The 14,272-nt window shown below is 52.1% G+C and carries 12 protein-coding genes; 7 read left to right on the forward strand and 5 right to left on the reverse strand.

Annotated features, from left to right (window positions below; all coding sequences use genetic code 11):
- Nucleotides 1-179: 179 nt before the first annotated feature.
- The 4 genes from mioC to ravA all read right to left on the reverse strand — a co-directional run bounded on the left by mioC (nt 180) and on the right by ravA (nt 4,270).
- The gene (gene mioC, locus F3J40_RS23240; protein WP_017349377.1) at nt 180-620 is read right to left on the reverse strand and encodes an FMN-binding protein MioC; all 441 of its coding nucleotides are present in this window, start codon (nt 618-620) and stop codon (nt 180-182) included.
- A gap of 152 nt (nt 621-772) precedes the next feature.
- On the reverse strand, nt 773-1,234 hold the full coding sequence (asnC, locus tag F3J40_RS23245; RefSeq protein WP_017349378.1) for a transcriptional regulator AsnC: 462 nt from the start codon (nt 1,232-1,234) through the stop codon (nt 773-775).
- Nucleotides 1,235-1,316: 82 nt separating this feature from the next.
- The gene (viaA, locus tag F3J40_RS23250; RefSeq protein ID WP_167018423.1) at nt 1,317-2,777 is read right to left on the reverse strand and encodes an ATPase RavA stimulator ViaA; all 1,461 of its coding nucleotides are present in this window, start codon (nt 2,775-2,777) and stop codon (nt 1,317-1,319) included.
- A complete protein-coding gene (gene ravA / locus F3J40_RS23255; protein WP_167018447.1) occupies nt 2,774-4,270 on the reverse strand; it encodes an ATPase RavA in 1,497 nt (498 codons plus the stop codon). The genes viaA and ravA overlap by 4 nt, the downstream gene beginning before the upstream one ends.
- 290 nt (nt 4,271-4,560) lie before the next feature.
- Here ravA and kup point away from each other — a divergent pair, with 290 nt between their 5' ends.
- The 7 genes from kup to rbsR all read left to right on the forward strand — a co-directional run bounded on the left by kup (nt 4,561) and on the right by rbsR (nt 12,439).
- On the forward strand, nt 4,561-6,429 hold the full coding sequence (gene kup / locus F3J40_RS23260; RefSeq protein WP_167018425.1) for a low affinity potassium transporter Kup: 1,869 nt from the start codon (nt 4,561-4,563) through the stop codon (nt 6,427-6,429).
- 214 nt (nt 6,430-6,643) lie between these two features.
- On the forward strand, nt 6,644-7,063 hold the full coding sequence (rbsD, locus tag F3J40_RS23265) for a D-ribose pyranase (protein WP_017349385.1): 420 nt from the start codon (nt 6,644-6,646) through the stop codon (nt 7,061-7,063).
- Nucleotides 7,064-7,071: 8 nt separating this feature from the next.
- Nucleotides 7,072-8,580, forward strand: a complete 1,509-nt coding sequence (gene rbsA / locus F3J40_RS23270; protein ID WP_167018427.1) for a ribose ABC transporter ATP-binding protein RbsA — start codon at nt 7,072-7,074, stop codon at nt 8,578-8,580.
- Nucleotides 8,577-9,548, forward strand: coding sequence for a ribose ABC transporter permease (gene rbsC / locus F3J40_RS23275; RefSeq protein ID WP_167018429.1), 972 nt, complete (start codon nt 8,577-8,579; stop codon nt 9,546-9,548). The genes rbsA and rbsC overlap by 4 nt, the downstream gene beginning before the upstream one ends.
- A 26-nt stretch (nt 9,549-9,574) precedes the next feature.
- Nucleotides 9,575-10,450: a ribose ABC transporter substrate-binding protein RbsB gene (gene rbsB / locus F3J40_RS23280; RefSeq protein WP_017349388.1), complete on the forward strand. Its 876-nt coding sequence runs from the start codon at nt 9,575-9,577 to the stop codon at nt 10,448-10,450.
- Nucleotides 10,451-10,508: 58 nt separating this feature from the next.
- Entirely contained in the window at nt 10,509-11,438 is a 930-nt protein-coding gene (gene rbsK / locus F3J40_RS23285) for a ribokinase (RefSeq protein ID WP_167018431.1), read from the forward strand.
- Between the two features lie 5 nt (nt 11,439-11,443).
- Nucleotides 11,444-12,439 (forward strand): ribose operon transcriptional repressor RbsR, encoded by a 996-nt coding sequence (gene rbsR / locus F3J40_RS23290; protein WP_369410968.1) that lies wholly within the window; start codon nt 11,444-11,446, stop codon nt 12,437-12,439.
- Here rbsR and mdtD read toward each other — a convergent pair.
- Nucleotides 12,436-13,836: a multidrug transporter subunit MdtD gene (gene mdtD / locus F3J40_RS23295; protein WP_167018433.1), complete on the reverse strand. Its 1,401-nt coding sequence runs from the start codon at nt 13,834-13,836 to the stop codon at nt 12,436-12,438. The genes rbsR and mdtD overlap by 4 nt on opposite strands.
- Nucleotides 13,837-14,272 lie beyond the last annotated feature (436 nt).

Genomic DNA, 14,272 nt, shown 5'->3' on the forward strand with positions numbered 1-14,272 from the left:
ATGGCTACTTATACACAGCCTGAAAAAGCAGCAAGGGTTATTCTTGGGATAACTACCGGTTATACGCAGTAATACAGGGTACTTATCCACAATTGATCGCGCAGTTCTTGAGCGAAAACAGCAAAAAAAACTGAGGATCGAGACAAAAACCCGATCCCCTGTGGTGTTGGATCGAAGGATTAGATCAGGTTTTTCCAGGTTTCAACCCACTCGCCCGCCGGATCTTCCGGAATTTCGTGTTCAAGAACGTCGATCTCAAGGCGTGATCCTATAAGTGTCGCGCCACGTGCCAGCAACAATGTTTCCAACTGACGGATGGCACCACAAAACAGGTCATATTCATGGTTGCCAATGCCCACAGCACCAAAACGGACGGCAGAAAGATCCGGCTGCTGTTCTTCAATAGCATTATAGAAAGATTGCAAATTCTCTGGGATCTCGCCGGCACCATGCGTTGAGCTGACTAACAGCCAAATGCCTTCAGGCGCGACTTCCTCAAGCTCAGGGCCATGCAGCATTTCCGTAGAGAAGCCTGCTTCCTGCAGTTTTTCTTCGAGATGTTCAGCGACATACTCTGCGCTGCCCAGGGTACTGCCACTGATTAAGGTGATATCGGCCATGCTGCTCTCCTGCAATAAAGGCGAGCATTGTACGCTGTGATCAAGCAGTGATCCACCTGTGGAAAACAGGGTTAATAAAAGAAAGCACTGGGCGGCAAATCGCGTTATGTATGCGATCCGCCCGGGATAAGGTTATACACAGGAAGGGGCGATCATGGCTTGATGGTACGCATGATCGGGTTTTGCAGTGAGATCAGGGTTTCGGTGGATTGTATTTCATCGATGGTCTGGATCTTGTTGATCAACACCTGTTGCAACGCGTCAATTGAGCGACACATGACTTTGATGAAGATACTGTAGTGGCCGGTGGTGTACCAGGCTTCAACCACCTCATCCAGCGCCTCTAGCTTGCTGAGTGCTGCCGGGTAATCACGGGCGCTTTTCAAAATAATGCCGATAAAACAGCAGACATCAAAGCCTAACTGGCGTGGATCAATGTCCACTCGGGTACCGAGAATGATCCCCGCTTGTTTCATTTTTTCTACCCGGACATGAATCGTGCCGGGGCTTACGTTGAACTGCTTAGCCAGCTCCGCATAGGCGGTGCGAGCGTTTTCCAGCAGTGCATTGAGTATGCCGCGATCAAGATTATCCAGTTGCAGTTGTTCGGCCATGTCCGTCCTCGGGTCAGCACTGTTTTCTAATTTAAGGTGAATGTGCAGTAAAACAGCGCATCAGGCAAGGGAGCTTCGGGGATCAACGCTGCCAGCGGCGCAGTAAGCGGCTTTTCAGACCGGTATCAAAGCGCCAGATATGGTCAAAGATACGCAAAATGCCGGGCTTGCCGTGGGAGGACATCGCCACGGCGTGAAAACGTTGCTGCTGCTGCAACTGGCGGGCTTTAATGGCCGCGGTCACGTTATCAGGCAGGCGCTGGGCAATAAAGTCAGACACCACTACCGCATCTGCATCCTGCCATTGCGGCCCTTCCATTCGCTGTACTACGGCATCAAGGCAACCAGCCAAATCGGTGCCGCCACGAAAACGCTGGCTGAGAAAGCGGATCGCCTGCTCCAGACCGTTGTCTGCGGTGAGCTCGTAGCCTACGACGTCATGAGCAAACAGCATAATGTAGCAGCGCCGCCGGTCGGCCAAAGCGACTTTCAGCAGTGCGAGGCAGAATGCTTTGGCGCAGCGCTCATTGAACCCGCCCATTGATCCGGAAGTATCCACGCAGACGATAAAAGGCCCGCGCGGCTGCTCTTCATGCTGCTGGTGACTGACCGGACGCTGCGTGACTTTCTCATGCCAGGCATCCCCCTGAAGCCGGTAGGTCAGCAGACGTTTTTCTACCAGGCGACGATAAAACTCCAGCTCCAGTTCACTGATGCTGAGCGCGGCCAGTTCCGGAGGCAGTAAACGCAGCACATCATCCCCTTGATGAATGCCATTGACCTCTTCTGGCACGTTATCGGGTTCACGGACTAACTGACGAAACGTCTCCAGCGGTGCATCTTGCGTAGGCACCGATTTAGCCTCACGGCTACGCCCGAGCTGCTGCGCCAGCTTCATTAATTCGGGCTGCTGCGCCAGATAATCGCCGTATTTAACAATCAGCTCATAGTCGCCGTGCTGTAATGAGGACTTGCTCATATCCCACAAGCGGCCGGCTGAGGTTTCATCTTCTTCACTCAGCACTGGCGCGAGCTGCCCACTCAACGCCATACGCTGCTGCAACTCTGCTAACAGTTCCTCGCGTTGCTGCGCCAGCAACGCTTCGTTTAACGTCAGGGTTTGCAGCGTCAGACTTAGCCGCCAGCGTTGCAGGAACAGCGTATGTTGGGCGGTACTGAGCTGCTGGGGATCGGTGTGATTGAGCTGATTTTCCGCTTCCTCAAGAAACGGCGAGTTGAGCTGCGTCAGCGTCAGCATTAGCGCGGGCAATTCACGGATAAAATGACTTAACGACAGCAATTGCAAACGCTGAAATAGCTGGAACTCTTCATCGAGGGCCGCAGGAACCGGTGTATTGCGCATTCCCTCGCTGATTTCCGCTTTCCAGCGCGGCATATCCCGCAGCATGGCTTGCTTCAGGCTGGGAAATTTTTCAAAAAAGGCCGCCAGCTGCGGAGAAGCCAGTACTGCAAGGATCATATCCTCGATCAGTTCGGCCTCTCCGACAGAAAGCAAAGCGCTGAGTGTCTCCAGCGAGATCATTTACGTGCCTGTTTAAGCTGTTCGGCCACATCCTGTAGCGACGTTTCGATCCGCGCTAGCCAGTCATCGCTAATAAACAGGCAGCGTTGATGCTGGCCAAACTGATAGCGCTGCGTGCGTAGCTGCTCTTCCAGTGTGGCGTACTCGGCTACGATCTCTTCCGGCAACTCTTGATTGTTGTTAGTGCCCGGCAGGTTGAGACGCGTTGATTGCAGGCTCACATCACGCAGTGCCAGGCAGTTCTGATTATCAATGTGCAAATCCAGCGTCTGCGCGAAGCCAATCCCGTTCAGCTTGCCGCGAATATCGCCGCCCTTCTGTAACCAGTTTTCCAACGCTTCGCGTTCAATCAGAAGATGAGAGACTTGCATATCATGCAGCATCAACGGCTGTTGTAGCAGCAAGGTCAGGTGCGCTTCGTTCAGACTGGCAGGCAGATCGTAATGGGGTTTGCGGCTAAACATCGCACTGTGTTTTTCTAACGTAAGCGCCTGCGCGATGCTCTGCTGCTGCTGTAGCACCAGGCGGCGAGCTTTGATCTGCTGTAAGCGCAATAACATGCTTTGCTGCTGCCAGGCGTGTTGCAACATCAGCTGTTCGATCTCTCTATCCAGCAGCTTCATTGAGTTTACATCGTGCCACAGGCAATCTTTCAGCAGGATCAGATCGATAGGCGCTATTGCGCTGCGGCCACTGTAAAATGCGCTGGCCTGCAAGAGATGGATAGCTTTTTTCCAGCGACGATCGGAAATGTACGGGGCATCCGGCTGATTCTCCAACTGCTGGCGCAGCTGGTAGATGAGCTCAAATACATTCTCTGGCAGGGCAACCTGCGTGATGCTCTGCTGCCACTGAAGATACTCTTCATCGCTAATGCGCAGTGATTCGGCGACCGGATTGGCGGACTCATCTTGCTGATGGGTCAGCATATTGCGGAAGTTTTGCTTCTCATGCACGTTGTCCAGCCACAGGCGAATGAGCATGCGGTCATACAGGGCTTCCAGGCCGCTATCGGCCTCCGGGAGCTCGTTTGAGGCGGTCACCAGCAGCCTCATCGGAATTTTTTCTTCAATATCACCGTTACGAAAACGCCGTTCGTTAATCGCGGTAAGCAGGGTATTCAGAATGGCCGGGCCTGCTTTCCATATCTCATCAAGAAAGACGATTTCGGCATCAGGCAGATACCCCTTAGTCAGGCGCTGGTAGCGGCCTTCATCTTTCAGTGCCTGAATGGAGAGGGGGCCAAAGACCTCTTCTGGCGTTGAGAAACGGGTCATCAGGTATTCAAATGCGCGGGCATGCTGGAAAGCATACTTGAGGCGGCGGGCAATCAAGCTTTTCGCGATCCCTGGCGGGCCAAGCAGGAAGACACTTTCACCACTTAATGCTGCCAGCAGGCAAAGACGGATGGCGTGATGCCGTTCATACAGGCCTTTTTCCAGGGCATTGCTGAGGCGAGAAATCCTCTCTGCCAAAAGATGGGGTTGAGCCATAATCACTGCTTTGTCCTTCCGGTTTTTAGTGTTGCCGCTTTTTGGCAATGGCTTAAGATAACGATAATCATGCGTAATTGCGTTGATTGCTGTCAGCTTTTTTGTTTCAGATGTTACAAGCCGCGCCAGTTGTGGCATCAGCACCCATTTTACCCTGAAAATACCCCCCTAATTCGGCGGGCTGTAACGCTTTTAAGGTGGGTTTTTTTGTCGATATGTGCATACTGTCGGCTTTTTGATGGCCGTCTTCAGAGGACTCCTCCTCATGGTCTACAACAAAAGATAACTCTATGAGCTCGGATAAAAAGCAATCCCTTGGTGCGCTTACCATTGCTGCTATCGGTGTCGTTTATGGCGATATCGGAACCAGTCCTCTATATACACTGCGTGAATGTCTGTCAGGTCAGTTTGGTTTTGGTGTTGAACCGGAAGCGGTATTTGGCTTTCTGTCGCTGATTTTCTGGCTGTTGGTGCTGGTTGTTTCATTCAAATACATCAGCTACGTCATGCGTGCAGATAATGCTGGCGAAGGGGGGATCTTAACCCTGATGTCCCTCGCCGGAAGAAATACCTCAGCGAGATCGACCGCCATACTGGTGATCATGGGCCTGGTGGGCGGCAGCTTCTTCTATGGCGAAGTCGTCATTACCCCGGCGGTTTCGGTCTTGTCAGCCATTGAGGGGCTGGAGATTGCGGCACCGTCACTGGATACCTATATCGTTCCTATCGCTATTACCGTCCTTACCGCGCTGTTTGTGATTCAGAAACACGGTACGGGCATTGTCGGTAAGATGTTTGCGCCTGTAATGTTGCTGTGGTTCCTGGTGCTCGCGGTGCTGGGTATCGGTGGCATCATGAAAAATCCCGAGGTGTTGCAAGCACTGAATCCGGTGCATGCGGTGCGCTTCTTCCTGACGTATAAATCGGTTTCCTTCTTTGCACTGGGCGCGGTGGTGTTAGCGATTACCGGCGTTGAGGCACTGTATGCTGATATGGGGCATTTCGGTAAGTTGCCGATCCGCATTGCGTGGTTTAGCGTCGTGCTGCCTGCGCTGGTACTGAACTATTTCGGCCAAGGGGCATTGCTGCTCAGCGATCCAAAAGCGATCAAAAACCCGTTCTTCCTGTTGGCACCTGATTGGGCGTTGATTCCGATGTTAGTGCTTGCGACGTTGGCGACGGTTATTGCCTCTCAGGCAGTGATATCTGGGGTATTTTCACTCACTCGCCAGGCCGTACGTCTTGGTTACTTGCCCGGCATGCGTATTATTCACACGTCTGAGGAAGAGTCCGGGCAAATTTATGTCCCTGTGGTGAACTGGGTGCTCTATTTTGCTGTGGTGCTGGTCATTATTAGCTTTGAGCACTCCAGCAATCTGGCGGCAGCTTATGGCATCGCGGTGACTGGCACCATGATCCTGACGTCGATCCTCTCCTGTACCGTTGCCGTTAAAAACTGGCACTGGCATAAGTTAGTCGTGTCGCTGATTCTGGTGGTATTGCTCTGTATTGATGTGCCACTGTTTAGCGCAAACCTGATTAAAATTTTCTCCGGCGGCTGGCTGCCACTCTGCCTGGCGCTGGTGATGTTTACCATTATGACCACCTGGAAAAGCGAGCGTTTCCGCCTGCTACGCCGTATGCACGAACACGGTAATTCCCTTGAGGCGATGATTGCTTCGCTGGAGAAGTCGCCTCCGGTGCGGGTTTCAGGAACGGCGGTTTACATGTCGCGAGCGTTGAATGTCATCCCGTTTGCGCTGTTGCATAACCTTAAGCATAACAAAGTGTTGCATGAGCGAGTGGTACTGTTAACGCTGCGTACTGAAGATGCACCTTATGTGCACAACGTTCGTCGCGTCACTATTGAGCAACTGTCGCCTACCTTCTGGCGTGTGGTGGCCAGCTATGGCTGGCGCGAAACGCCGAATGTTGAAGAGGTGTTCCACCGCTGCGGGCTGGAAGGGCTTAACTGCCGTATGATGGAGACGTCGTTCTTTATGTCCCATGAGTCGCTGATCATTGGCAAACGGCCCTGGTATCTGCGACTGCGCGGTAAGTTGTTCCTGGCGCTGCAGCGTAATGCACTGAGAGCGCCCGATCAGTTTGAAATCCCGCCTAACAGGGTTATCGAACTGGGGACACAGGTCGAGATTTAATCCTGCGCGCGTCACCCGTTTGTGGTGGCGCGTGTCTTCACTCTCCTGACCTTCCAGGCCAGGCCATTGTCCCCTTTTCCTCACTTATCTCAAATTCCTTCACGCTTTAGCGAAACGTTTCGATAGCGATCACACTTCTGTCATTACCCCGTTGTATTACTGTCTGCATTTCATACACTGCCGTTAGCGAAACGTTTCGCTGTGGAGTAGAAAAATGAAAAAAGGTCGCTTACTAAACGCTGAAGTTTCTCATGTGATTGCCCGCCTGGGGCATACGGATACGCTGACGATTGCAGATGCAGGCTTGCCTGTTCCTGCGGGTCCGCAACGTATCGATCTGGCACTCACGCCAGGTATCCCCGATTTTTTGCAGGTGGTCAATGTGGTCACGCAGGAGATGCAGGTAGAAAGCGCGCTGATTGCGGAAGAAATCCAGCAGCACAACCCGCAACTGCACAGCGAGCTGCTCGCGCTGCTCGATGCTTTGCAACAACACCAGGGAAATACCATAGACGTTCTTTACACCAGTCATGAAGCATTCAAACAACAAACACAACGCAGTCAGGCCGTCATTCGCAGCGGAGAGTGTTCTCCGTATGCGAATGTCATCCTGCGTGCTGGTGTGACTTTCTGAGGCTTCTCATGCAACCGTTATTGCAACTCAAGGGCATTGAAAAATCGTTTCCCGGTGTGAAAGCCCTGAATGGCGCTTCACTGGCTGTTTATCCTGGCCGAGTAATGGCATTGGTAGGGGAAAACGGCGCCGGAAAATCCACCATGATGAAGGTGTTGACGGGCATTTATACCATGGATGCCGGTTCATTCCAGTGGCTGGGAAAAGAGATCCGCTTCAATGGGCCGAAGGCGTCGCAGGAAGCGGGCATTGGCATTATTCATCAGGAACTCAACCTTATTCCGCAATTGACCGTCGCCGAAAATATCTTTTTGGGGCGGGAGTTTGTTAACCGTATTGGGCGTATTGACTGGAAAAGGATGTACGCCGAAGCAGATGCTCTGTTACAGCGTCTGAATCTGCGCTTTAACAGCCATAAGCTGGTGGGTGATTTGTCGATTGGTGACCAACAGATGGTCGAGATTGCCAAAGTGCTCAGCTTCGAGTCTCAAGTCATCATTATGGATGAACCGACCGATGCGCTGACCGATACCGAAACGTTGTCATTGTTCCGCGTTATCAACGAGCTGAAAGCGCAGGGCTGCGGCATTGTCTATATCTCACATCGTATGAAAGAGATTTTCGAGATCTGCGATGACGTCACGGTGTTCCGCGATGGCCAGTTTATTGCCGAGCGCGACGTTTCTTCCCTGAGCGAAGAGAGCCTGATCGAGATGATGGTGGGACGCAAGCTGGAAGAGCAGTATCCCCATCTGAACCAACAACCGGGTGATATTCGCCTGAAAGTGGAAAATCTCAGCGGGCCTGGCGTAGACCTGGTGAGCTTCAACCTGCGCGCAGGTGAGATCCTCGGTGTCTCCGGTCTGATGGGCGCTGGGCGTACTGAATTAATGAAGGTTCTGTACGGCGCATTGCCACGCACCGCAGGGCAGATTTGGCTGGATGGCAAACCTGTAGCGCCACGCGCACCGCAGGATGGGCTGGAAAGTGGCATCGTCTATATCTCTGAAGATCGTAAACGTGATGGGCTGGTGCTTGGCATGTCGGTAAAAGAGAACATGTCATTGACGGCGCTGCGCTACTTCAGTCGTAACGGCGGTGGCCTGAAACATGCGGATGAGCAGTTGGCCGTCGGTGATTTCATTCGTCTGTTTAATATCAAAACCCCTTCGATGAATCAGCCAATCGGTCTGCTTTCTGGCGGAAATCAGCAGAAAGTGGCCATTGCACGTGGTTTGATGACGCGGCCAAAAGTCTTGATCCTCGATGAACCCACTCGTGGTGTAGATGTCGGGGCAAAAAAAGAGATTTATCAGTTAATAAACGAATTTAAAGCCGACGGTCTCAGCATCATCCTGGTGTCATCGGAAATGCCTGAAGTGATTGGCATGAGCGATCGCATCCTGGTGATGCATGAAGGTCATTTAAGCGGCGAATTTACCCGTGAGCAGGCGACGCAGGAAAACCTGATGGCGGCAGCGGTCGGTAAGCAACACAGTGAGGATTTAGTTATATGAGTACCCAAACCCTGGCGAACGAACGTCGCTGGTTCAGTAAAGCCTGGCTGTTGGAACAGAAATCGCTGATTGCACTCATTGTGTTGATCGTGGTTGTTGCCAGCCAAAGCCCGAACTTCTTCACTGTGGCGAACCTGTTCAATATTCTGCAGCAGACTTCCGTCAATGCCATCATGGCGGTGGGCATGACGTTAGTGATTCTGACCTCCGGGATTGATTTATCGGTGGGTTCACTGCTGGCGCTAACCGGGGCGGTAGCGGCTTCGATTGTCGGTCATGAGGTGAATGCGCTGGTGGCCGTGGTGGCTTCGTTGGCACTTGGTGCTGCAATTGGCGGTGTTACCGGAGTTATTGTGGCTCGTGGCAAGGTACAGGCGTTTATCGCCACCTTAGTTATGATGCTACTGCTGCGCGGTGCCACGATGGTATATACCGACGGCAGCCCGATCAGTACCGGCTTTAGCGACAATGCCGATCTGTTTGGCTGGTTTGGTATTGGCCGTCCTTTGGGAATTCCAACCCCAGTCTGGTTGATGGTGATTGTCTTTGCCCTCGCCTGGTACATGCTGCATCACACCCGCCTGGGCCGCTACATTTATGCTTTGGGTGGCAACGAAGCGGCTACCCGTCTTTCTGGCATTAACGTCAATCGCGTTAAGATCGTCGTTTATTCACTGTGTGGCCTGCTGGCTGCGTTGGCCAGCACCATTGAAGTCGCTCGTCTCTCTTCCGCTCAGCCTACGGCGGGCACCGGTTATGAACTGGATGCCATCGCGGCGGTGGTATTAGGCGGAACCAGCCTGGCGGGGGGTAAAGGACGCATCATGGGCACGTTGATTGGCGCGCTTATCCTTGGCTTCCTGAACAACGGACTGAATTTGCTGGGTGTATCCTCTTATTACCAGATGATCGTCAAAGCAGTGGTTATCCTGCTTGCGGTACTGGTAGATAACAAAAGCAGTAAATAACTCTGAACCTACACAGGATATAAGCAATGAAAAAGTTAACTGCACTGGCCCTGATTCTTGGTACCACGCTGAGCGCCAGCGCTATGGCGAAAGACACCATCGCATTAGTCGTTTCTACGCTGAACAACCCATTCTTTGTTTCACTGAAAGAGGGTGCGCAGAAAGAAGCCGATAAACTGGGATACAACCTGGTTGTGCTGGACTCGCAAAATAACCCAGCTAAAGAACTGGCTAACGTGCAGGACTTAACGGTACGTGGCACTAAGCTGCTGTTGATCAACCCAACGGACTCTGATGCTGTAGGTAACGCAGTGAAGTTGGCAAATCAGGCCAATATTCCGGTAATCACTCTGGACCGCGTTGCGGCGCAGGGCAAAGTGGTTAGCCACGTTGCTTCTGATAACCGCTTTGGTGGCAAGATGGCGGGTGACTTCATTGCCAAGAAACTGGGTGATGGTGCCAAAATTATCGAATTGCAGGGGATTGCTGGCACTTCTGCTGCGCGTGAGCGTGGTGAAGGTTTCAAGCAGGCTGCCGATGCACACAAGTTTAATATCCTGGCCAGCCAGCCCGCAGATTTTGACCGCACTAAAGGCCTGAACGTAATGCAAAACCTGCTGCAGGCACACCCTGATGTGCAGGCGGTATTTGCTCAGAATGACGAAATGGCATTGGGTGCACTGCGTGCCCTGCAAACCGCAGGAAAAACTGACGTGATTGTCGTAGGTTTCGACGGCACAGCAGATGGCGTGAAGGCGGTACAAGGCGGTAAACTCACCGCTACAGTCGCTCAGATGCCTGATAAAATCGGCGTCATTGGTGTTGATACCGCGGATAAAGTCCTGAAGGGTGAGAAAGTTCAGGCTGTGAATCCAGTTGACCTGAAGCTGGTCGATAAATAACAAAGAAAAGCAGAGCAACGCGCCACCGTAAAGGTGGCGCATTTTTTGGATGATACCTATGAGTAAAAGCGCAAAGCTGGCGGTGCTCGGCAGCATCAACGTTGATCAGATCCTCAATCTCGCCCATTTTCCGCGTCCCGGTGAAACGGTGATTGGCAAGCAGTACCAGATTGCGTTTGGCGGTAAAGGGGCTAATCAAGCGGTTGCTGCGGGCCGTGCTGGAGCAAATCTGGTTTTTGTTGCCTGTGTTGGCGCAGATGATGTGGGTCAGCGTATTCGTGAGCAGCTTGCCACAGACAACATTGATACCTCTTCAGTTGAAGCGATTGACGGGGAGTCCACGGGTGTAGCGATGATCTTTGTTAATGGTGAGGGTGAAAATACCATTGGCATTTATGCTGGCGCGAATGCCAGCGTTACGCCGGAGTATGTTGCCCGGCATCGTGAAGCCATTGTAACGGCCGATGCGCTCCTCATGCAGCTCGAGTCTCCGCTGGAAAGCGTACTGGCTGCGGCAAAACTGGCGCGTGAAAACCAGACGCAGGTAATTCTAAACCCGGCTCCTGCTGTACCTTTGGCGGATGAGCTGTTAGCACTGATTGATATCATCACCCCGAACGAGACGGAAGCGGAAATCCTTACCGGAATCACCGTCAACAGTGAGGAAGATGCCGCACGCGCTGCTGCGGTACTCCACCACAAAGGCATCAAGACCGTATTGATTACCCTGGGAAGCCGTGGCGTCTGGCTTAGCGAGCAGGGTGCAGGGCAGCGTATCCCCGGTTTTAAAGTGAATGCTATTGATACTATCGCAGCAGGCGACACGTTTAATGGGGCATTCATTACCGCGCGTTTAGAAGGGGTTGCTATGAATGAAGCCGTACGTTTTGCTCATGCCGCTGCCGCTATCGCCGTGACACGATCTGGAGCACAGCCTTCAGTGCCGTGGCGTCGTGAAATTGATGATTTTCTGCAACAGCAGGGTTAATGCCATTGGCTACCATGAAGGATGTTGCTCGCCTGGCGGGCGTTTCAACCTCAACCGTTTCTCACGTTATCAATAACAATCGCTTTGTTAGCGACAGCGTAAGAGAAAAGGTTGAACAGGCGATTAAGGCTCTCAACTATGCGCCGTCAGCTTTAGCACGCAGCCTGAAGCTAAAGCAGACGCGTACCATTGGTATGCTGGTTACGACCAGTAGCAACCCCTTTTATGCTGAAGTTGTGCGTGGTGTAGAAGACAGTTGTTATGAACGTGGTTATAGCCTGATTTTATGTAATACCGCCGGTGATGAAGAACGTATGAACCGCAGCCTCGAAACGCTGATGCAAAAGCGGGTCGATGGTTTGCTGATGATGTGTACCGAAACGCACTTACCCTCGGCGGATATTCTCAGCCGCTACCCCTCAGTGCCGATGGTGATGATGGACTGGGCACCTTTTGAAGGGCGTGGTGACATCATTCAGGAAAATGCGCAGTTGGGCGGTGAATTAGCCACACGACACTTAATTGAGCGTGGCTACAAGCACATTGCCTGTATTACCGGACCTTTGGATAAAAGCCCGGCACAAATGCGTTTAGAGGGGTTTCATAAGGCGATGGCCGATGCCGGACTGCCGGTACCCGCAAACTATGTGGTGAATGGTGACTTTGAATTTGAAGGTGGATTTAACGCGATGAATGCGTTGCTGGCGCTGGCGACCCCACCGGAAGCCGTATTTGCCAGTAATGATGCTATGGCGGTGGGGGTTTACCATGCCTTGTATCAGGCTGGCCTCCGCATCCCACAGGATGTTGCGGTGATGGGATATGATGATATCGAGCTGGCGCGTTATTTGACTCCGCCATTGAGCACGGTACATCAGCCTAAAGATGCACTTGGCCAGCTCGCTATCGATACTCTCATCTATCGTCTAAACGAAGACCCCGATGCCAGTCAGGTTACTCTGGTTTTAACACCAGAGCTTATGCCGCGGGGTTCCAGTTAAGCTTTCTTCTTTTTATCGCTGTTGTTTATCAGGTTACGTCCATCCCCATTACGCAACAGCATAAAAGTAAACGCAGAAATCGCGGTGACCACGCCCATCGTCAGGAACGTGTCCTGGAACTGCTGCACAGTTCCAGACTCTATCTCCTGATAGAAGCGCAGTACGGCAGCGCTTACGGCTACCCCAAAGCTGATCGAAAGTTGCTGTGTTACCGCCAATACGCTATTTCCGCCACTGGCATTCTCATCTGTCAGGTCGGCGAGGGTGATGGTGTTCATGGCGGTAAATTGTGTCGACATCGCCATACCCAGAATAAACAGTGGGATGAGCAGTAAGATAATGCTCTCCTGAGCGGAGTGCAGTGAGAATGATGCGATCAGGCAGCCGATAATCAACGTGATGCCTACCAGTGTCTTACGGTATCCCAACCAACGCAGCACATTGGTCACCATCGATTTTGCGAGAATAGAGCCAAAGGCGGTGGGAGCCATCATGCAGCCGGCAATAATAGCGGAATAACCAAAGCCGACCTGGAGTAAGAGCGGGATAAGAAAAGGAATACAGCCTGTACCAAGACGGGATGCGATGTTACCGATGATGCCGACGGAGAAGGTCCGGGTCTTAAACATCTGCAAGTTAATTAAAGGCGCAGCGCTGCGACGTGCATGTACTATATAGAGGAGTAACATTGCTACACCCGCCAGCAGCGTAACGATGCCCACCCAACCCGCAACAATGCGTTCGCCAAAAAACTCAAGCCCAATGGACATCAGGACCAACCCTAAACCAAACAACAGAAAGCCTGGGAAGTCGAAGCGCCGTTTGGGGGTGGTGAAGTCAGGCATGTATTTCCTCGCATAGACAATGCCAAGGATGCCAATTGGAATATTAATCAGGAAGATCCAGTGCCAGGTGGTATAGGTGACCAGGATACCGCCGAGCAATGGGCCGAGTATTGGGCCTACCAGTCCGGGCATGGTGACAAAATTCAGTACCGGAAGAAGTTCACTCCGGGGATAGGCGCGCAATAATGCTAACCGTGCAACGGGCATCATCATTGCCCCTCCAATCCCCTGTACAACACGTGAGGCTACCAGAACAGCCAGTGAGCCAGAAAGGGCACAGGCCAGTGAGCCGAGGGTAAACAGTGAGACAGCAATAATAAAGATCTTACGGGTGCCAAACCGGTCTGCCAGCCAGCCGCTCACAGGAATGAGCATTGCCACCGTGAGCGTGTAGCTAATAATCGCTGATTGCATGGCTAAAGGAGAACGTTCGAGGCTGGTGGCGATGGCAGGTAAAGCGGTATTAAGGATGGTGGCGTCCAGGGATTGCATAAAAAAGGCCATAGCAGCTATCCATGGCAAGCCGGCCATACTGCGCGCGGAGCGTATCATTTACATTCCTTCTTATCATTTTCCCTCATCAGGCCTCACAGAATAGCACTGGCTGATGTTTGTGATATGCCGATTATGGCCTTTTGATGGGTCGTTCTGTTGGTTTTCTGGGCGATTAAGGATGGTTTTTGCCCCTTTTGTATAAAAAAAAGGCGAACGGAAAATTATTTAAAATAACCCCTTGTCAGCCTGAATAAACTCCCTATAATGCGCCACCACTGAGACGGCAAAGCGGAAACGCAAACGACTCAGCAGGGAGTGAAGTGATTCATCCCGCCAGAGAAAAATACTGAAAAAAGTGTTTGACTATGAAGGAGGAAAGCGTAATATACGCCACCTCGCAACAGCAAGCTAACGCGCTGATTGCACTGCTCTTTAACAATTTATCAGACAATCTGTGTGGGCACTCGCAGGATTGATATCAACGTCTCCGGAC

This window comes from Candidatus Pantoea multigeneris (genome assembly GCF_011752615.1).
GTDB lineage: Bacteria > Pseudomonadota > Gammaproteobacteria > Enterobacterales > Enterobacteriaceae > Pantoea > Pantoea multigeneris.

Coding starts and splice junctions, on each gene's coding strand:
- mioC (WP_017349377.1), bottom strand. CDS start 620: ATGGCCGATATCACCTTAATCAGTGGCAGTACCCTGGGCAGCGCAGAG.
- asnC (WP_017349378.1), bottom strand. CDS start 1,234: ATGGCCGAACAACTGCAACTGGATAATCTTGATCGCGGCATACTCAAT.
- viaA (WP_167018423.1), bottom strand. CDS start 2,777: ATGATCTCGCTGGAGACACTCAGCGCTTTGCTTTCTGTCGGAGAGGCC.
- ravA (WP_167018447.1), bottom strand. CDS start 4,270: ATGGCTCAACCCCATCTTTTGGCAGAGAGGATTTCTCGCCTCAGCAAT.
- kup (WP_167018425.1), top strand. CDS start 4,561: ATGAGCTCGGATAAAAAGCAATCCCTTGGTGCGCTTACCATTGCTGCT.
- rbsD (WP_017349385.1), top strand. CDS start 6,644: ATGAAAAAAGGTCGCTTACTAAACGCTGAAGTTTCTCATGTGATTGCC.
- rbsA (WP_167018427.1), top strand. CDS start 7,072: ATGCAACCGTTATTGCAACTCAAGGGCATTGAAAAATCGTTTCCCGGT.
- rbsC (WP_167018429.1), top strand. CDS start 8,577: ATGAGTACCCAAACCCTGGCGAACGAACGTCGCTGGTTCAGTAAAGCC.
- rbsB (WP_017349388.1), top strand. CDS start 9,575: ATGAAAAAGTTAACTGCACTGGCCCTGATTCTTGGTACCACGCTGAGC.
- rbsK (WP_167018431.1), top strand. CDS start 10,509: ATGAGTAAAAGCGCAAAGCTGGCGGTGCTCGGCAGCATCAACGTTGAT.
- mdtD (WP_167018433.1), bottom strand. CDS start 13,836: ATGATACGCTCCGCGCGCAGTATGGCCGGCTTGCCATGGATAGCTGCT.